The 18,600-nt window shown below is 58.2% G+C and carries 21 protein-coding genes; 7 read left to right on the top strand and 14 right to left on the bottom strand.

The window, feature by feature from the left end; all coding sequences use genetic code 11:
• Positions 1–20 precede the first annotated feature (20 nt).
• Positions 21–1,130 carry an ABC transporter ATP-binding protein gene (locus tag P3G59_RS23070; protein ID WP_277759101.1) on the bottom strand — a complete coding sequence of 370 codons (1,110 nt, stop codon included), beginning with the start codon at positions 1,128–1,130 and terminating at the stop codon, positions 21–23.
• Positions 1,127–2,047, bottom strand: coding sequence for an ornithine carbamoyltransferase (gene argF / locus P3G59_RS23065; protein WP_277759100.1), 921 nt, complete (start codon positions 2,045–2,047; stop codon positions 1,127–1,129). Before argF ends, P3G59_RS23070 begins: the two co-directional genes overlap by 4 nt.
• 404 nt (positions 2,048–2,451) lie before the next feature.
• Here argF and P3G59_RS23060 point away from each other — a divergent pair, with 404 nt between their 5' ends.
• From P3G59_RS23060 to grxD, 3 genes are all read left to right on the top strand, one after another.
• A complete protein-coding gene (locus P3G59_RS23060; protein ID WP_038369077.1) occupies positions 2,452–2,742 on the top strand; it encodes a hypothetical protein in 291 nt (96 codons plus the stop codon).
• Positions 2,743–2,876: 134 nt separating this feature from the next.
• Positions 2,877–4,982, top strand: coding sequence for a molybdopterin oxidoreductase family protein (locus P3G59_RS23055; protein WP_277759099.1), 2,106 nt, complete (start codon positions 2,877–2,879; stop codon positions 4,980–4,982).
• A 97-nt stretch (positions 4,983–5,079) separates the two neighbouring features.
• A complete protein-coding gene (grxD, locus tag P3G59_RS23050) occupies positions 5,080–5,421 on the top strand; it encodes a Grx4 family monothiol glutaredoxin (RefSeq protein WP_007916674.1) in 342 nt (113 codons plus the stop codon).
• A 188-nt stretch (positions 5,422–5,609) separates the two neighbouring features.
• Here the strand turns inward: grxD and bfr are convergent, their stop codons facing one another.
• Positions 5,610–6,083: a bacterioferritin gene (gene bfr, locus P3G59_RS23045; protein WP_277759098.1), complete on the bottom strand. Its 474-nt coding sequence runs from the start codon at positions 6,081–6,083 to the stop codon at positions 5,610–5,612.
• Between the two features lie 201 nt (positions 6,084–6,284).
• On the bottom strand, positions 6,285–6,503 hold the full coding sequence (locus P3G59_RS23040; protein WP_003227725.1) for a bacterioferritin-associated ferredoxin: 219 nt from the start codon (positions 6,501–6,503) through the stop codon (positions 6,285–6,287).
• Positions 6,504–6,817: 314 nt separating this feature from the next.
• On the opposite strand from P3G59_RS23040, the gene P3G59_RS23035 reads away from it, so the two are divergent.
• Positions 6,818–7,420: a peroxiredoxin gene (locus tag P3G59_RS23035; protein ID WP_277759097.1), complete on the top strand. Its 603-nt coding sequence runs from the start codon at positions 6,818–6,820 to the stop codon at positions 7,418–7,420.
• Positions 7,421–7,494: 74 nt separating this feature from the next.
• On the opposite strand, the gene rnt is transcribed toward P3G59_RS23035, so the two are convergent.
• Together rnt and pyrC are read right to left on the bottom strand one after the other, a co-directional pair.
• Positions 7,495–8,172, bottom strand: coding sequence for a ribonuclease T (gene rnt / locus P3G59_RS23030; protein WP_277759096.1), 678 nt, complete (start codon positions 8,170–8,172; stop codon positions 7,495–7,497).
• Positions 8,169–9,215, bottom strand: coding sequence for a dihydroorotase (pyrC, locus tag P3G59_RS23025; protein WP_277759095.1), 1,047 nt, complete (start codon positions 9,213–9,215; stop codon positions 8,169–8,171). Before pyrC ends, rnt begins: the two co-directional genes overlap by 4 nt.
• Positions 9,216–9,375: 160 nt before the next feature.
• Between pyrC and P3G59_RS23020 the strand changes: the two genes are divergently transcribed.
• Together P3G59_RS23020 and P3G59_RS23015 are read left to right on the top strand one after the other, a co-directional pair.
• On the top strand, positions 9,376–10,287 hold the full coding sequence (locus tag P3G59_RS23020) for an OmpA family protein (RefSeq protein ID WP_016986655.1): 912 nt from the start codon (positions 9,376–9,378) through the stop codon (positions 10,285–10,287).
• Positions 10,288–10,416: 129 nt separating this feature from the next.
• Entirely contained in the window at positions 10,417–11,634 is a 1,218-nt protein-coding gene (locus P3G59_RS23015; RefSeq protein ID WP_003227714.1) for an argininosuccinate synthase, read from the top strand.
• A 132-nt stretch (positions 11,635–11,766) separates the two neighbouring features.
• Here P3G59_RS23015 and P3G59_RS23010 read toward each other — a convergent pair whose 3' ends face one another.
• A complete protein-coding gene (locus P3G59_RS23010; RefSeq protein ID WP_277759094.1) occupies positions 11,767–12,483 on the bottom strand; it encodes a hypothetical protein in 717 nt (238 codons plus the stop codon).
• A gap of 505 nt (positions 12,484–12,988) precedes the next feature.
• On the opposite strand from P3G59_RS23010, the gene P3G59_RS23005 reads away from it, so the two are divergent.
• Positions 12,989–13,615 (top strand): response regulator transcription factor, encoded by a 627-nt coding sequence (locus P3G59_RS23005; RefSeq protein WP_007916656.1) that lies wholly within the window; start codon positions 12,989–12,991, stop codon positions 13,613–13,615.
• 89 nt (positions 13,616–13,704) lie between these two features.
• On the opposite strand, the gene P3G59_RS23000 is transcribed toward P3G59_RS23005, so the two are convergent.
• The 7 genes from P3G59_RS23000 to P3G59_RS22970 form a co-directional block, all read right to left on the bottom strand.
• Complete coding sequence (locus tag P3G59_RS23000) at positions 13,705–13,881, bottom strand: hypothetical protein (protein WP_277759093.1); 177 nt, start codon at positions 13,879–13,881, stop codon at positions 13,705–13,707.
• 106 nt (positions 13,882–13,987) lie between these two features.
• Entirely contained in the window at positions 13,988–14,626 is a 639-nt protein-coding gene (nth, locus tag P3G59_RS22995) for an endonuclease III (RefSeq protein WP_277759092.1), read from the bottom strand.
• Positions 14,623–15,192, bottom strand: a complete 570-nt coding sequence (locus tag P3G59_RS22990) for an Rnf-Nqr domain containing protein (protein ID WP_277759091.1) — start codon at positions 15,190–15,192, stop codon at positions 14,623–14,625. The genes nth and P3G59_RS22990 overlap by 4 nt, the downstream gene beginning before the upstream one ends.
• On the bottom strand, positions 15,189–15,794 hold the full coding sequence (locus P3G59_RS22985) for an RnfABCDGE type electron transport complex subunit G (RefSeq protein WP_277759090.1): 606 nt from the start codon (positions 15,792–15,794) through the stop codon (positions 15,189–15,191). The genes P3G59_RS22990 and P3G59_RS22985 overlap by 4 nt, the downstream gene beginning before the upstream one ends.
• Positions 15,791–16,774: an RnfABCDGE type electron transport complex subunit D gene (locus P3G59_RS22980; RefSeq protein ID WP_277759089.1), complete on the bottom strand. Its 984-nt coding sequence runs from the start codon at positions 16,772–16,774 to the stop codon at positions 15,791–15,793. The genes P3G59_RS22985 and P3G59_RS22980 overlap by 4 nt, the downstream gene beginning before the upstream one ends.
• A complete protein-coding gene (rsxB, locus tag P3G59_RS22975) occupies positions 16,761–17,969 on the bottom strand; it encodes an electron transport complex subunit RsxB (protein ID WP_277759088.1) in 1,209 nt (402 codons plus the stop codon). The genes P3G59_RS22980 and rsxB overlap by 14 nt, the downstream gene beginning before the upstream one ends.
• On the bottom strand, positions 17,966–18,535 hold the full coding sequence (locus P3G59_RS22970; protein ID WP_277759087.1) for an Rnf-Nqr domain containing protein: 570 nt from the start codon (positions 18,533–18,535) through the stop codon (positions 17,966–17,968). The genes rsxB and P3G59_RS22970 overlap by 4 nt, the downstream gene beginning before the upstream one ends.
• Between the last annotated feature and the right edge of the window lie 65 nt (positions 18,536–18,600).

Here is an 18,600-nt window from a genome sequence, read left to right as displayed (position 1 = left end):
CAGGCTGCGATCTTTTGATCTTAGAGGGCGGCGCTGTAGCGGCGCACGCCGTTTTCCGCAGCCGGGATTTGTGCCGCGGTACTGCCGCTGGCCTGGAACAGGACGAGGTGTTCGGCAGCGACACGAATCCCCACCTCAGCCCCCACCTGATGATCGGCATGGCTGGGGAAAATCGATTCCAGCTGCGCACCCGTCGGCAGTTGCAAACGATACAGCGTCGACGCCCCAAGGAACGTCTTGCCGACAATCCGCGCTTTCAGCCCACTGTCCGGCGCATAAACGATGTCGTCCGGACGCAGCAACACATCCACCGCGCCGCCAATCGGCCAGGTGTAAGCCCGATTGCCACGCAGCTCGCCCAGTTCAGTCTGCACCGATTCCGGGCTGCCGAGCTGGCCGCGAATGAAGTAACCCTGTCCGATAAAGCTCGCTACAAACGGCGTGGCCGGTTCGTGATACAGGTTGTACGGCGTGTCCCACTGCTCCAGTCGACCTTCCTTGAACACACCGACGTGATCGCTGACGGCGAAGGCTTCTTCCTGGTCGTGCGTCACCAGAATCGCGCTGGTGCCACGGGCCTTGAGGATGTCGCGCACTTCATGACTGAGCTTGCGGCGCAGTTCGCCATCGAGGTTGGAGAACGGCTCGTCGAGCAGCAGCAATTGCGGCTCCGGCGCCAGGGCGCGGGCGAGGGCGACGCGCTGTTGCTGACCGCCGGACAACTCGTGCGGGAAGCGTTTGCCAAGGTTTTTCAGGTTGACCAGTTCGAGCAACTCTGCGGTGATGCGCTCTTTGTTCGGGTGCTTGCGGATACCGAAGGCAATGTTGTCGGCGACGCTCAGGTGCGGGAACAGCGCGTAATCCTGGAACACCATGCCGATCCGGCGTTTCTCCGGCGCGAGGGTGAAACCGGCGCTGGAAATGGTCTCGCCACCGAGGGTGATTTCACCTTCGTGCACCGGTTCGAAACCGGCGATGGCGCGCAGGGTGGTGGTCTTGCCGCAGCCGGACGAGCCGAGCAGGCAGCCGATGTCACCGGCGTTGAGGTGCAGATTGAGGTTCTGCACCACGCGTTGGTCTTGATAGCCGCAAGCGAGGTTGCGCAGGTTCAGCAGTAATTCATGGCTCATGCGTGGTGATATGCCGGTTCGACGAGGAACTCGAGCAGGGCCTTCTGTGCGTGGAGACGGTTTTCTGCCTGATCCCAGGCGACGGAGCGCGGGTCATCAAGCAGGTCGAGGCTGATTTCTTCGCCACGGTGCGCAGGCAAACAGTGCATGAACAGCACGTCCTCGGCAGCGAGGTCGAGCAGGGCGCGGTTGACCTGGAACGGGGCGAACAACTTGAGGCGCTTGGCAGTTTCCTCTTCCTGACCCATCGAAGTCCAGACATCGGTGCTCACCAGATGCGCGCCGCGCACGGCGTCCTGCGGATCGCGGACAATGGTCACACGCTCGCCAGCCTTGGCCACGAACTCCGGGTTGGGCTCGTAGCCTTCCGGGCAGGCGACGCGCAACTGGAAGTCGAACTGGATCGCCGCCTCTATATAACTGTTGCACATGTTATTGCCGTCGCCGATCCAGGCCACGGTTTTGCCCTGAATCGAGCCACGGTGTTCAAGGAAGGTCTGCATGTCGGCCAGCAACTGGCACGGGTGCAGGTCATCGGACAGGCCGTTGATCACCGGTACGCGCGAGTTGGCCGCAAATTCGGTCAGAGTGCTGTGGGCGAAGGTACGGATCATCACCGCATCGAGCATGCTCGACATGACGATGGCGCAGTCGCCGATCGGCTCGCCACGGCCCAGTTGGGTGTCGCGCGGCGAGAGGAAGATCGCCTGGCCGCCGAGCTGGATCATGCCGGCCTCGAACGAGATCCGGGTACGGGTCGATGACTTTTCGAAGATCATGCCCAGCACGCGGTTTTTCAGAGGCTCGAACAGTACGCCGCGGTTACGCAGGTCCTTGAGCTCAACGCCTCGACGGATCACGCTGACCAGCTCTTCGGGCGTGCAATCCATCAGGGAGAGAAAGTGCCTTGCGCTCATCATTGACTACCTTTTTGCTACAAACCGCAGATGCTCAAAGCCTTGTTTAACGGAACAACGGGCGAGACCTGCGGCGTAAGCCGCACGGGGCGACGAAATAGGGGGAGGCGCGATATTGACACTAAATGTCGCGTTTTTCCAATAGGCTACGGTTTTTGCGGAAATCGAAGGGCGCACTGAATGTTGCAGTCGCGCATTTGAAGCCGGGTTCAGGGCAGCAGCGAGCCTCTTTGTACACTGGCCTCGCGGGGCTTGGCAATGCGCGGTGGCGGGGATCGAGCTGGCTGAGTCGGTTTACGACCGTGGCGCCATGCCATCACTTGGTCGGATGCTCGGGCTGAAACATTTGCTAAAGCAAAGTGCTGGGTTATAAATAAGTTTCGAGCGACGCAGGAAGCCTCCGCATGGAATCGAAAGAAAAACTGTTAATGGAATTGCTGGGCCATACGGCTCGCTCACTGACCCATCTCACCGCGTCGGTCACCTCAATGTCTTTCGAACTGCTGCGCAGCGAAGACGAAGTGGTCAAGACGGCCGGTCGCCACATGATTGATCGCATGGCCACCATCAGCGCCGGGCTCGACGAGCATTGGCGGTTGATTGGCGAACTGACCGGCGTACATGTCGCCCACGAGCAGATCGAAACCATTCAGGAAATCCAGTTGGCGGCGCCACCTCAGCTCCCTTCCAGTTAAACGTGGCGAGCTATCGGCTCACCTGATAGTCGTCGATTCACAAGACGAACGTCGCTGGTGCCTGGACGGCGCCGGGGCCATAGTTTTGTTCCCGCGGGCGCGATTGTCCGCCCAGAACAAGACAGAGACTGGCCATGACCAAGACTCTCCATCACCGTGCCTGCCACCTGTGTGAAGCCATTTGTGGTCTGACCATCGAGACTACCGAGAGCGATGGCCATGTTGCTATCACCTCGATCAAGGGTGATGCCCTCGACACCTTTAGCCGTGGCCACATCTGCCCCAAAGCCGTCGCCCTGCAAGACATCCAGAACGATCCGGACCGCCTGCGCCAGCCAATGCGCCGCGTGGGTAGCGAGTGGCTGCCGATCGAGTGGGACGAAGCGTTTGCACTGGTGGCCGAGAAACTGGCAGCGATTCAGGAGCGTCATGGCCAGAACGCCGTGGCGGTCTACCAAGGCAACCCGAGCGTGCACAACTACGGGCTGATGACCCACAGCAATTATTTCCTGGGGTTGCTGAAGACGCGCAACCGCTACTCGGCGACCTCGGTCGATCAATTGCCGCATCACCTGAGCAGTTATCTGATGTACGGCCATGGTTTGCTGTTGCCGATTCCAGATATCGATCACACCGACTTCATGCTGATTCTCGGCGGTAATCCGCTGGCGTCCAACGGCAGCATCATGACCGTGCCGGATGTCGAAAAACGTCTGAAAGCGATTCAGGCGCGCGGCGGCAAAGTGGTGGTGGTCGATCCGCGGCGCAGCGAGACGGCGGCGATAGCCGACCAACATTTGTTCGTGCGTCCGGGGGGAGATGCGGCGTTGTTGTTTGGTGTGCTCAACACGTTGTTCAGCGAAGGGCTGACCCGCGACAGTCATTTGCCGATTGATGGCCTGGACGATGTACGCGCGGCGGTGGCGGCGTTTACGGCTGAGGCGATGAGCCCGTTGTGTGCGGTGCCTGCTGAGCAGATCCGCCAACTGGCCCGGGATTTCGCCGGCGCGCCGAGTGCCGTGTGCTACGGGCGCATGGGCGTTTCGACGCAGGCCTTTGGCACCTTGTGCCACTGGGTCGTGCAATTGATCAATCTGGTCACCGGCAACCTCGACCGGGTTGGCGGCGCTTTGTGCACCGAGCCGGCCGTGGATCTGGTGGCATCGACCTCGGGCGGGCATTTCAACAAATGGCAGAGCCGAGTCTCGGGTCGTCCTGAATACGGCGGAGAGTTGCCCGTCTCGGCGCTGGCTGAAGAGATGCTTACCGAAGGTGAAGGGCAGATTCGCGCGCTGATCACCGTTGCAGGCAACCCGGTGCTGTCGACGCCGAACGGGCGGCAACTGGAGCAGGCGCTGGACGGTTTGGAGTTCATGGTCAGCATCGACCTGTACATCAATGAAACCACGCGCTACGCCGATCTGATCCTGCCGTCGACCTCGGCGCTGGAGAACGATCACTACGACACCACCTTCAATCTGTTCGCGGTGCGCAACGTCACCCGCTTCAACCGCGCGATCCTCGCCAAGCCTGAGGGTGCTTTACATGACTGGGAGATCTTCGTGGGCCTGGCCAAGGCGTTTGCCGAGAAGACCGGCAAGGAGCTGAAACCGACCATGCCACCGGCGAAGATGATCGACTTGGGCCTGCGCATGGGTCTGTACGGTGACGGGTCTGAGCGAAAGCTTTCGTTGGCGACTTTGTTCGATCATCCGCACGGGATTGATCTGGGCGCGTTGAAGCCGAACCTGGCTGCGCGCCTGAAAACGCCGAATCAGCGTGTGCAGGCTGCTCCGCCAGAGATCCTTGCCGACCTCGCACGCTTTGCCGCATTGCAGGCGCCGGCCGCCGATGAGCTGTTGATGATTGGCCGCCGCCACGTACGCAGCAACAATTCATGGATGCACAACTATCACCGTCTGGTGAAGGGCAAGCCGCGTCATCAGTTGCTGATGCACCCGGACGATCTCGCCAGTCGTGGGCTTAACGATGGTCAACGGGTGCGCGTCAGTTCGCGGGTCGGCCAGATCGAGGTGGAGGTACTCGGCAGTCTGGACATGATGAAAGGCGTGGTCAGTTTGCCCCACGGCTGGGGCCATGCGCGCCCGGGTGTGCAGATGGCGATTGCCAGTGGCCAGCCGGGTTCGAGTGCCAATGATCTGACCGATGAATGCCAGCTCGATGAATTGTCGGGTAATGCGGCCCTTAATGGTGTGCCAGTGACGGTGGCGGCCGCTTGAGCGTGACTGTCGGGGAGACCGAGCATGGCGCTCGGGATTCCGTTACAATGCGTCACCGTGCCGACCCATGAGTCGGAAAGTTCAGCCGAGGTGCTCCATGGATATCATCGAAACGATTAAAGAGCAGATTGCCAACAACACCATTCTGCTTTACATGAAAGGCTCGCCGAATGCCCCGCAGTGTGGCTTCTCCGCGAAAGCTGCGCAGGCTGTCATGGCTTGTGGCGAAAAGTTTGCGTACGTGGATATCCTGCAGAACCCGGAAATCCGCGCCAACCTGCCTAAATACGCCAACTGGCCGACTTTCCCGCAACTGTGGGTTGGCGGTGAGCTGGTCGGCGGTAGCGACATCATGACCGAGATGGCGGCAGACGGTTCGTTGCAAACCACCATCAAGTCGGCTGTTGAAGCAGCAGCGGCGAACAAGTCCGAAGCCTGATAAGGCTGGATTCCACGCGACGCCTCCTGCTTCTGTAGGAGCTGTCGAGTGACACGAGGCTGCGGTCTTTTGATCTTCAGCCAATAAAAAGCCCCGCACCTCGAAAGAGGGCGGGGCTTTTTAGTGCGTTCGAAAAGCTACTGCAAGTTGCCGGTGCAATCTGAAAAGATCGCAGCCTTCGGCAGCTCTTACTCTTCGCCCATCTGCGATTGCAGATAGTTCTCAAGACCGACTTTATCGATCAGGCCCAATTGGGTCTCCAGCCAGTCGATATGTTCTTCTTCGGATTCGAGAATGTCTTCGAGCAGTTCACGGCTGCCGAAGTCGCCAACGGTTTCGCAATGCGCGATCGCCGTTTTCAGGTCAGCGTGGCCGGTCTTCTCGATGCGCAGGTCGCACTCCAGCATTTCTCTGGTGTGCTCGCCGATGTGCAGCTTGCCCAAGTCCTGCACGTTCGGCAGGCCTTCAAGGAACAGGATGCGCTTGATCAGCTTGTCCGCGTGCTTCATCTCGTCGATGGATTCTTTGTATTCGTGCTTGCCGAGCTTGTTCAGACCCCAATCTTCGTACATGCGCGCATGCAGGAAGTACTGATTGATCGCGACCAGCTCATTGGCAAGGATCTTGTTGAGATGCTGGATGACTGTAATGTCGCCTTTCATGATCGGAGTCCTGCCCTGTAATAGCTGTATATACGGCAGAGTTTGAGCTTCGCACTTATAAGTGTCAAACCTAAGTTATTGAATAATATATGAAAATTAATCGGAATAAGAATGTTTGTGTTCCGCGTCTAGAGCCTAAGCAGTTGATTTACAGGCATAAAAAAACCGGACATTAGTCCGGTTCTTTGAAATGGGGTGTTATTACGCAGCGGTAAATTCTACAGGATAGGGGATCGCGGCCTGGGCGGTTTGCAGCTTGGTCAGGGTTTCGCGGACCACTTCCTTGGCAAGGCAGGCACATTTGCCGCATTGGCTGGCGACGCCGGTGGCCTGGCGGACTTCTTTATAGCTGCAGCAACCTTCATAGATCGCTTCGCGGATCTGTCCGTCGGTGACGCCAGTGCAGAGACAAACATACATAAGTGAGAACCGTCGCTGGTTGTGACTCAATTGCGATGGATCTTAATGTTAACGAGAATGATTGTCAAAGTGCTTTCGGAACGCTTCAGCCGATTAACGGCTGTGACTGACGAACGGTGATTACTGGCTAATTGCCTGGCCCCGTAAATGCAGCGTGCTTATCCGCTTCGTTTGAAAAACCGTTGAGGACAGGCGAAAAACGCAGTGTATGATGGTCGGCCCTTGCGAAGGGGGTTCGTGTCACAGGGCTGTCGCCTGAGGGTGGCAGGCTGGCGCGGACCCTGAACTTCAAGTTTTTACACCAGGAGATATCAATGAGCGTACTCGTAGGCAAACAAGCCCCTGACTTCACCGTCCCGGCCGTACTCGGCAATGGCGAGATCGTTGACAGCTTCACCCTGTCCTCGGCCATCAAAGGCAAATACGGCCTGGTGTTCTTCTACCCACTGGACTTCACCTTCGTCTGCCCGTCCGAGCTGATCGCTCTGGACAACCGCATGGCCGACTTCAAGGCACGCAACGTTGAAGTGATCGCTGTGTCGATCGACTCGCACTTCACTCACAACGCATGGCGCAACACTCCAGTGAACAATGGCGGCATCGGCAAGGTGAAATACACCATGGCTGCCGACATGAAGCACGACATCGCCAAGGCGTACGACGTTGAATCCGAAGGCGGCGTGGCTTTCCGTGGCGCGTTCCTGATCGACGACAAAGGCGTTGTCCGTTCGCAGATCATCAACGACCTGCCGCTGGGCCGTAACATGGAAGAGCTGATCCGTCTGGTCGACGCTCTGCAATTCCACGAAGAGCACGGCGAAGTCTGCCCTGCCAACTGGAAGAAAGGCGACAAAGGCATGAACGCTTCGCCAGAAGGCGTTGCTGCATACCTGACCGAGAACGCTGCTGCCCTGTAAGGCGCAACGTCGAGGTAGAAAAAAACCGGCCCACGTGGCCGGTTTTTTCATGTGCAGGATTTACCCGACGAGGATCAGTCGTCGAAATCTTCCCAGCCGCCCATCTGTTTCCAGCGATTGACGATGCCGCAGAACAGCTCAGCGGTTTTCTCGGTGTCGTAACGCGCCGAATGCGCCTCACGGCCGTCGAAATCGATGTCGGCGGCCTGGCAGGCTTTCGCCAGTACGGTTTGACCGTACGCCAGACCGGCCAGCGTCGCGGTGTCGAAGCTGGAGAACGGGTGGAACGGGTTGCGCTTCATGTCCAGCCGCGCAACCGCAGCGTTGAGGAAGCCAAGATCGAAGCTGCTGTTGTGCCCGACCAGAATCGCACGCTTGCAGCCGTTGGCCTTCAGCGCCTTGCGAATGCCACGGAAGATGTCGGTCAGCGCGGCTTCTTCGCTGACGGCCATGCGCAGCGGGTGATCGAGCTTGATTCCGGTGAACTCCAGCGCCGCCGCTTCGATGTTGGCGCCTTCGAACGGCTCAACACGGAAGAAGTAAGTGTGATCCGGGTAAACGAAACCCTTTTCATCCATGGCGATGGTGGTCGCGGCAATCTCCAGCAACGCATCGGTGGCCGAGTTGAAGCCACCGGTTTCTACGTCAACGACAACCGGCAGATAGCCGCGAAAGCGTGCTGCCATTGGGTGACGGGAACCGCCACCACCACTTTGACCGTCCAGTTCGTCGTCGAAATGGTCTTCACTCACGCGTGTTCCTCCAGCAGGCGCCAGCGCAGTTTTTCACCGGCGCGCAGCGGGATAACGGTCAGCTCGCCGAATGGCAGGCTGGTCGGGGCGGTCCATTCTTCACGAACCAGGGTGATGCGATCGGTGTTTGCCGGCAGGCCGTAGAAACGCGGACCGTTGAGGCTGGCGAAGGCTTCGAGCTTGTCCAGCGCGTTGCGCTGTTCAAAGGCTTCGGCGTACATCTCGATGGCGGCGTACGCGGTGTAGCAGCCGGCGCAGCCGCAAGCGGCTTCTTTGGCGTGCTGCGCGTGCGGCGCCGAGTCGGTGCCGAGGAAGAACTTCGCGCTGCCGCTGGTGGCGGCGTCGAGCAGAGCTTCCTGGTGCGTATTGCGCTTGAGGATCGGCAGGCAATAGAAGTGCGGCCGAATCCCGCCCACCAGCATGTGGTTGCGGTTGTAGAGCAGGTGATGCGCGGTGATGGTCGCGCCGACGTTGGCCGAAGCCTCGTTGACGAACTGCACGGCGTCGCCGGTGGTGATGTGTTCGAACACCACTTTCAGCGTCGGGAAGCGCTCGACTACGCGGCGCATGTGCTCATCGATGAAAATCTTTTCGCGATCGAACACGTCGACGTCACCCCGGGTGACTTCACCGTGGATCAGCAACGGCATGCCGACTTCGGCCATGGCCTCCAGCGCCGGCAGGATCTTGTCGATGCTGGTCACGCCGGAATCGGAGTTGGTGGTCGCGCCAGCCGGGTACAGCTTGGCGGCGTAGACAAAACCACTGGCCTTGGCTTCACGAATTTCTTCGGGCTGGGTGCGGTCGGTGAGGTACAGCACCATCAGCGGCTCAAAGCGACTGCCGGCCGGGCGGGCAGCGAGAATCCGCTGGCGATAGCCGTCGGCTTCAGCGGCGTTGCGCACCGGAGGTACCAGGTTGGGCATGATGATGGCGCGACCAAACGTGCGCGCAACATCGGCAACGGTATTGGTCAACACGGCACCATCGCGAAGATGAATGTGCCAGTCGTCGGGACGCAGCAGGGTCAGGCGGTCGGACATGAGGGGATTCCAGGCGGGTCAAACTGAGGCGAATGCTACCGGAAAAGACTCTTGCAGGCACTCGCTATCAAGTTTTGCGGCAAGCGTCCGATATCCCGTAGGTATGCCGTAAACATAGTGTGAATCGGTCTTTGTGTTTCAGAAGCCAATGGAGCCTCCCGTGCGCCAGCGTTATTTAGCCTTGCTCAGTGTGTTTGCCAGCCTTCCCGCGATGGCGCTCACCTACCAGACCCGTCTGGAGAACATTGAGTGGACGGTCGCCGGCGACAAGTTCGAATGTCGTCTGACCCAGCCGATCACCGATTTCGGTTCGGGTGAATTCGTGCGCAAGGCCGGCGAGCAGGCGATATTTCGTCTGAACGCCTACAACGCCATGCTCGGCGGCGGTTCGGCGACTTTGCTGGCGGCGGCTGCACCCTGGCAGCCGGGGCGTGGTGACATCAATCTCGGCTCTGTGAGGCTCGGCAGTGGCAACGTGCTGTTCAGCAGCTCGCAGTCGCAGGCCGGCGGTCTGATCAGCGGTTTGCTGGACGGTCGCAGCCCGGTAGTACGTCGCGCGTCTGGTGATGGCCGCGTATCTGAAGTCCGTCTGTTGCCGGTCAAATTCAGCAAAGCCTTCAACGATTACCAGACGTGTGTGGCGAAATTGCTGCCGCAGAATTTCGATCAGATCAAACAGTCGCAGATCGGCTTCCCCGGCGAAGGCGTTGATCTGGACGCCGCCGCCAAGGCCAAGCTGCAAGTGATGCTCGAATTCATGAAGGCCGATCCGACGGTCAATCACATTGAGCTCGATGGCCATTCCGACAACAGCGGTAATCGTCTGACCAACCGCGAACTGTCGCGCCGCCGGGCGTTGGCCGTTGTCGACTTCTTCAAGGCCAATGGTATTCAGGAGTCGCAAATCACTGTGCGGTTCCATGGCGAGCAATATCCCATTGTGCCGAATACCAATGCGGCCAATCGTGCGAAGAACCGTCGGGTCAATGTCAAACTGGCACGTGTGGCACCGACCAGCCCCGCACCCGCGCCACAAGCGAGCACGCCAGCCAGCACTGCAGCGACTTCCTGACTCGCCGGTCATCGTCGCGCTTAAGAAAGATTCTGTCGCTTTGTCGTCTTAAGCTGTCGCGCCTCTGTAAATTATCGCGTTTGAGCGGTAGACTCCTCGGCTTTCCGTAGAACCCCGTGGAGTGATGGCATGGCGGACGTAAACAAGGTCGTTCTGGCGTATTCCGGCGGCCTGGACACTTCGGTGATCCTCAAGTGGCTGCAGGATACTTATAACTGTGAAGTGGTGACCTTTACCGCTGATCTCGGTCAAGGCGAAGAGGTCGAGCCGGCCCGCGCCAAGGCTCAGGCCATGGGCGTCAAAGAAATCTACATCGACGATCTGCGCGAAGAATTCGTGCGTGATTTCGTGTTCCCGATGTTCCGCGCCAACACCGTTTACGAGGGCGAGTACCTGCTGGGTACTTCCATCGCACGTCCGCTGATCGCCAAACGCCTGATCGAAATCGCCAACGAAACGGGCGCTGACGCCATTTCCCATGGCGCCACCGGTAAAGGCAACGACCAGGTGCGTTTCGAACTGGGTGCCTACGCACTCAAGCCTGGCGTTAAAGTGATTGCCCCTTGGCGCGAGTGGGACCTGCTGTCCCGCGAGAAGCTGATGGACTACGCCGAGAAGCATGCGATCCCGATCGAGCGCCACGGCAAGAAGAAGTCCCCGTACTCGATGGACGCCAACCTGCTGCACATCTCCTATGAAGGCGGCGTGCTGGAAGACACCTGGACCGAGCACGAAGAAGACATGTGGCGTTGGACCGTCTCCCCTGAGAACGCGCCTGACACCCCGCAATACCTGGAACTGACCTACCGTAACGGCGACATCGTTGCACTGGATGGCGTCGAAATGACCCCGGCCACTGTTTTGGCGACGCTGAACAAGATCGGCGGTGCTCACGGTATCGGCCGTCTGGACATCGTCGAAAACCGTTATGTCGGCATGAAGTCCCGTGGCTGCTACGAAACCCCGGGCGGCACCATTATGCTGCGCGCTCACCGCGCCATCGAATCGATCACCCTGGACCGCGAAGTCGCTCACCTCAAAGACGAGCTGATGCCGAAGTACGCCAGCCTGATCTACACCGGTTACTGGTGGAGCCCTGAGCGTCTGATGCTGCAACAGATGATCGACGCTTCGCAGGTCAACGTGAACGGCGTTGTGCGCCTGAAACTGTACAAAGGCAACGTGATCGTCACCGGCCGCAAGTCCGACGATTCGCTGTTCGATGCCAACATCGCGACCTTCGAAGAAGATGGTGGCGCTTACAACCAGGCTGACGCTGCGGGCTTCATCAAGCTCAACGCGCTGCGCATGCGCATTGCTGCCAACAAGGGCCGCAAGCTGTTCTAAGCGTTGCAGACTGACGTGCAATGAAAAGGGCGGCCTTGTCATCGAGACAAGGCCGCCCTTTTTGCGTAATTCTTTGGCTGTTTCTGTTCGAGTCATGTTCAGTTTTTCGCGCGTGTGGCAACGACTCCGCCTTCAGGCCCGCCCCAGTAGTGTCACCGCTTGTGAGCACAGGTTATAAACAATACACAGCGTGTTGCCAGAGCCTTTTTTTAAGTGCCTGATTTGCAGTAGTGCATTTTGCGTCAGTAAAGAATCGGACACATGATTGGAAAGAAAGACGACCACACGGGCACTTTTCCTGTCCAGGTTGCGGATGTTTTCCACCATCGTGGCTAACTCTCTCGATGCATCGACATCCCTGGCGTCTATGAGATGGAGATTGCTGATCGACGCGGGCAACTGAATGTTGTGCTGAACAATCTGGCTCGTTTTTGCGTTGATATCCGCAGGCGGGTCGGGTGCGTTGTGTACTTTGCACGAGTCTTTGCATTCGACAGTGCCAGATTCGCTCGGCACGATACAACTGGAGAACCCGAATGTACCTGGTGTGGCAGGTTCTTGCGTCGAGGCATGTCGTTTGCTCTCGCGATCATTGTTATCGATTACTTTCAGGAAGTTCTTGTCTTTACCGAAATCGGAAGGTGAATAGAGCGAGCGGTAGTTGAAATTCAAGGTGATAAAGAAAAGAAATAACAAGTAAAACGGAAAGCTGATCAAGAACCACACATAGATTTCCCTGTCCTCGTTGTCAAGAAAGGGCAGAGACACGGCGGCTGATGTTTCAGAGATAGCCGCAAATATGGCAATGACGGTCATTGGGTTGCTGATCTTTTTTTTTATTTTAAGCATGTTTGTACTCTTTTGCCTGGTCTTTCTCATGGTTAATAAGTTCGTATTGTCTGGTGGTAGGTAGTTGGCTTTCAGTGTTTGTTTTTATAGCAAAATTATAGGGCTTGGTATAAATATCTTGTTTCAAGTGTTTATGGTTTTCTCGGCGTTATAGTGCCGGTGCCACCGCTGTTGCTTTGTGTTGCCAATATCCGGATATTTTTCAGTCGCGCGGATATGTCCAGGCGCCAATGCCGTTCGGTCACAATGAACTGCAGCGGCGAGGTTTTTGTTTTGCAGCGGTAGTCGTAGTCTGTAACAGGGTGAAAAGAGAAATTGGCTTCCGGCGAAAGAAGCTACGGCGTCGGATGTTTAGACGGGTGGAGGTTTTTTGTAGGATTAATCCGCGATGGATGTAGGGCATGTCTCTCGATGCAAGTGCGTGTTAACACTGGCATGCCGTAGAGCAAGTGACTGGGCTATTGTGCGTGTTCTAAAAATTCGAACAGCGAAACTGGACTTGCCCATGAATAAAGTGCTGATCGTGGATGATCACCCTGTCATTCGTCTTGCGGTACGTATGCTGATGGAACGTCATGGCTACGAAGTCATCGCAGAAACTGATAACGGTGTGGATGCGTTACAACTTGCTCGAGAACAAATGCCGGATATTGTCATTCTGGACATTGGAATACCAAAACTTGATGGTCTGGAAGTTATCGCACGCCTGACTTCAACGGCCATGCCTATTAAAGTACTGGTGCTGACTTCCCAGGCTCCCGGGCACTTTTCCATGCGCTGCATGCAATCAGGTGCGGCCGGCTATGTGTGCAAACAGCAGGACTTGACCGAGTTGCTCAGCGCAATCAAGGCCGTATTGTCCGGCTACAGTTATTTTCCCAATCAGGCTTTGCATACCGTGCGTACCAGTCTGGGCAATGCGAGTGAAGCCGATATGGTCGATCGTCTGTCCGGTCGGGAAATGATGGTGCTGCAGCAGTTGGCACGGGGCAAAACCAACAAGGAAATTGCAGATGGCATGTTTTTGAGCAACAAAACCGTGAGCACCTACAAGACGCGTTTGCTGTTGAAGCTCAATGCGCGTTCTCTGGTTGACCTGATCGAATTGGCGCAGCGCAATGGTCTGGTCTGAATCTATCGATGGCTGACAGGGTCATGGGCCGATCAAACTCAGCTAGCCGCACAAAGAGAAAAGCCTCCGGTCCGGGAGGCTTTCAGGTATCAGAGATCAAAATCGTACTCGGCCAACTGCCTTTGCAGTCGGCGCTCCTCAAGCAGGTTATCGATCGTACGGCGCTTGCTGAGATTGGTCTTGGCGACCTCGACCACAGGTTCGGTGTCATCAGTATCTGCAGCGATATCTTCATCTACATCCAGTGGCTCTTTGTCGCTACTCATAAGCTAACTCCCGGCTAAGAATGCCTTTGGCGCTCCTTATATCGACATTCCAGCAGCGGGTAAAAAAGATTTTTTCAATCGACTTATCAATTATTCCAATAGCCGATCAATCGTCAGACGTTTTGTCTTTGTACTCGCACAAGTCTTCGATCCGGCAACTCCCACAGCGTGGCTTGCGGGCCAGACACACGTAGCGACCGTGAAGAATCAGCCAGTGATGAGAGTCGAGCAGGAATTCCTTGGGAACAAACTTCATCAGCTTGTTTTCCACTTCGACCACATTTTTGCCCGGTGCAATGCCGGTGCGGTTGCTGACGCGAAAGATGTGGGTGTCGACGGCCATGGTCAGTTGGCGGAAAGCCGTGTTGAGTACGACGTTGGCGGTCTTGCGGCCCACTCCCGGCAAGGCTTCGAGCTCTTCACGGGTCTGCGGAACCACACTGCCATGGCGTTCGACCAGCAGGCGGCAGGTTTCGATGACGTTCCTGGCCTTGCTGTTGTAGAGACCGATCGTCTTGATGTATTCCGATAGACCTTCGACCCCCAAAGCGTGGATCGCCGCCGGCGTATTGGCCACTGGAAACAGCTTTGCCGTGGCCTTGTTGACGCCGACGTCAGTCGACTGCGCCGAAAGAATCACGGCGATCAACAGCTCGAACGGCGAGGAGTAGGCCAGTTCGGTCTTTGGCTCCGGATTGTCTTCGTGCAGGCGGCGGAAAATCTCCAGACGTTTTGCTGCATTCATGGGTGATGCGTTTCCTTGGATATCGAGTTCGGGCGAACCATCGCCTGACGCGCCGCCAGCAGCAGCGCCAACAAAATAAAAGCACCGGGGATCAAAGTGATCAGGTGCAGCCCTTCGCTAAATACAACAAGAGCGGAGCCATGCTCGAGCAACCCCCGTCCAAGGCTGCCCTGACCGATGAGTTCACGCAGCGCCGCTAGCACCAGCATCAAACTGCCAAACAATGCGCAAAGTTTGAAGCGCTGGGCCAGCGGTCGGCTGAAGAAACCGTTGTGCTCCAGCACCACGCACTGCAAGGCGATCAATCCGCCATAGAGACTGAACGACTGGTGCCACGCCAGAAACCAGCGTTGCGCCAGAAGATCTGCGCAACTGGTTAACGTTGCAGCAAGCAGCACTCCGGCCAGCAAGGCACTGCCATCTGTCATGCGCGGGCGCAGCGGTGACATGGCCAAAGCATAAATGCCCACCACGAGGACAAACATCACCATCGTCCCCAACGCGCCGGCCAGCGAAACGGTGGTGCCGAGCAATAGCACCAGCATCAGTGAGTTGGACAGGTTCATGCTCCGCTCCCCAATAACGCCGTTCGATGTTCGTCAAAGTAACGCAACGCATCCCGGATCGCGTTGATGGCTGCGCGCGAAGTAATGGTCGCCCCGGCCATTTGATCGAATTGTCCCTGATCTTTTTTCAATGCCCAGCCAGCGTCATTCGGTTCACCGCGTGATTTGCCGGTAAACACCTGAAGCCAGCGGTTCGGCCAGTCGCCAATGAGGCCGCCAAGTGCCGGGGTTTCGTTTTGCTTGAGGGTTTTTACGCCGAGCAACTTGCCGTTGGCATCGATAGCAATCAGCAATTCAATGGCACCGGCGTAGCCCTCGGTCTGGTTACGCAGCAACACTGCAACGGTTTGACCATTGCTGGTTGCACGGTAACCCGCCGCGAGCGTGCTATGGCTCAGACCCGTATCGGTCAGTGCAATCGGCTGGTCCAGCGGTTGGTTGTCGTAGCTGTCAGCGGCAAGCACATCGAGCAGTTTGCGACTGTCGGCCAAGCGCTGCTCAGCAGCGATCTGCGGTGCACTGCTGCGTTGCAGCAGGTATGTCGCGCCAATGCCTGCCCCCGCCAACAACAATAACGTCAGTGCGCTGGCCGTGCGGTTCATGAACTCACCTGTGGCTGACGACGCGCGGCAAACCGCTCCAGCACCGGCACGCAAAGGTTCATCAGCAGCACCGCAAACGCCACGCCATCCGGGTAACCGCCCCAGGCGCGAATCGCATAAGTCAGCAGTCCGGCGCCGACACCGAACAGCAGGCGGGCGAGCCTGGCTTTAGCGCCGGAGACCGGTTCAGTGATGATGAAAAACGCGCCCAGCATGGTCGCGCCACTGAGCAGGTGGAACAGCGGCGAACCGTGAGAGTCCGACCCGGAGCCATTCCAGAACAGCAGACTGACAACGAACAGGCTGCCGAGCATGCCTGCCGGTGCGTGCCAACCGAAGACCCGGCGCTGCAGCAAAAACAACCCGCCGGCGAGAAACGCCAGATTCACCCATTCCACACCGTGTCCGCCAAAGCGTCCGAAGGCCGGATTGTTGGCGAACAGTTCGTCCATGGTCAGGCTTTTGTTGATGCGCAGGCTGTCCAGCACGGTGGCTTGTGCCCAGGCGTCAGGTGACTGCGCGGCGCCGAACACTTGCTGAAACGCGGCGGTCAAGTCCAGGCCATGGGCTGGCCATTGGGTCATCGGTTGCGGGAACATCACCATGATCAAGGCAAACCCGAGCATCGCCGGATTGAACGGATTTCTACCGACGCCGCCGTAAACGTGCTTGCCCAACAGCAGTCCCGAAGCAATCGCCATCACCGTCAGCCACCAGGGGCAATAAGGTGGCAGGGCGGCAGCCAACAATGTTGCGCTGACCAACGCACTGCCGTCGCTCAACGCTGACTGGATTGGCTGTTGACGCAGACATGCGACGCCGGCCTCGACCATCAGCGCGGCGAAGATCGCCAGCAGCAGATTGATCAACACGCCCCAGCCGTACCACCAGAACAGCACCAGCAACCCCGGCAAGGCGGCCAGCAGCACCAGCTTCATCGCCTGTTGCAGGCGATTGTCCGGTGTTTCAAGGGGCGACATGATCGTGTACCTGGCGCTCGGCGATTTGCAGGCGGACGCGGGCCTTGTCGAGGACTTCGGTGGGCGTGTCGGCGCGTCGCTCGAGTTTGTTGAGGTCCGCACGGGCGTAGGCCAATTCGGTTTTCAACTGACGAAGCTGGCTGTCGATCGGACGTTTTTCGACGCGCACCAAGTCAGGCACTGGCTGATCGCTTGTGGCTTCGGCGGCGTGCAGGGCCTGTTCGGCGTCGCGCAATGCCTGTTCCAGCGCGGTGATCTGCTCGGGCGCCGCTTCGGCGGTTTGTGCTTTTTTCAGTTCAGCGCGACGCATGGCCAACTGGATCTTTGCCCGTTTCAGATCGGCGTCTTTGGCGGGGGCAGGCACGATGGGCGCAGACGCCGGGCTGCTTTCCAGTTTCGCCAAGGCTTGTTCGGCTGCTTCGAACTGCTGCTGCAACACGATCAGTTGCGTCTGCTGCTCAAACGTCGGTGGATGGCCGAAGGCTTTCAACGATTTGTGCAATTGCGCACGGCTCATCGCCACATCGATCTTGGCTTTCTTCAGCGCCGCATCAGCAGTCGCCGCTTTCTGCGCCCGCACCCGTTCCAGGGCTGCCTGTACCGGATCGGTTGCGGCCGCTTCAGGTTGCACCGCCCGTTTCGCCCGCGCTTCACGCTCAGCCTGTTTCTGTTGCTCTTCGCGGTGCAAGCGCTCGTTGCGGCGCTCGAAGCGTTGACGCGCGTGATCGCGCTTGGCCGCACGCGCGCGTTGCTCTTCGCGGCTGAAGGCGAGGCCGCCGACAACCGGCAATGTGCTCGGCGGTAACGGGTGCATTTCGATGCAATCCACCGGGCATGGTGCGACACACAGATCGCAACCGGTGCATTCGTCAATGATCACCGTGTGCATCAGTTTCGCCGCGCCGACAATCGCGTCGATCGGGCAGGCCTGAATGCACTTGGTGCAGCCAATGCATTCGGCTTCACGAATGAACGCCACTTGCGGCGGCGCCGAACCGCGACTGATGTCCAGTTCCAGCACCGGTACTTTCAACAGTTCAGCCAGCGCGGCGATGGTTTCGTCACCGCCCGGCGGGCACTTGTTGATTGGCTCGCCCTCGGCGATACCTTGGGCGTATGGCTTGCATCCGGGGTGGCCGCATTTGCCGCATTGTGTCTGCGGCAGAAGGGCATCGATGCGTTGAATCAGACTCATGTTTTGATCAGTCCACTGAATCCGAGAAAAATCACTGCGATCAGTCCGGCGCCGATCAGGTCGATCGGCAGGCCGCGAAAGGGCAGGGGAATGTCGTTGTCGGCGGTGCGTTCACGCAAGTCGCTGAACAGGCTCAGCACCAGCCAGAAACCCAGCCCGGCACCGAGGCTGAGCGCCGTCGCGTGGAGCAGGCCTTGATCGTTTTGCGCGTTGATCAGCGCCAGCCCCAGTACACCGGCATTGCCCAGCAACAGCGGCCATAACCCGTCAAACGGCAGCTTCGGCAGCCAGCGCGCCAGCCGCTTTAACAGCGGCGTGATCAGCAATACGCTCAGCGGCAGAAACACGAACAGGCGCAGGAATTCAAGTCGCAGCGGCACCAGCAGCCAATGCCAGATCGCGTAACCCACTACGCCTGTGATCAACATCAGACACAACGTCGCCAGCCCCAACGCCTGCACCTGTCGGCGACGGCCCGCCAACAGCGGATCGACGCCCAGCGGCCAGTGCAACACGAAGTTGTTGAGCAGCGCAGCACTGATGAGCGTAAGCACAAGTTCGGTCATGGTTCTGCCAGCGAAACGGGCGGGTGTTTCTTAAGGTTAGGCATTATCCGGCCAGATATGAAAAA

This window comes from Pseudomonas sp. A34-9 (assembly GCF_029543085.1).
Taxonomy (GTDB): domain Bacteria; phylum Pseudomonadota; class Gammaproteobacteria; order Pseudomonadales; family Pseudomonadaceae; genus Aquipseudomonas.
Note: the sequence above shows the minus strand (reverse complement) of the source record. Positions and strands in the feature narration are given on the sequence as shown.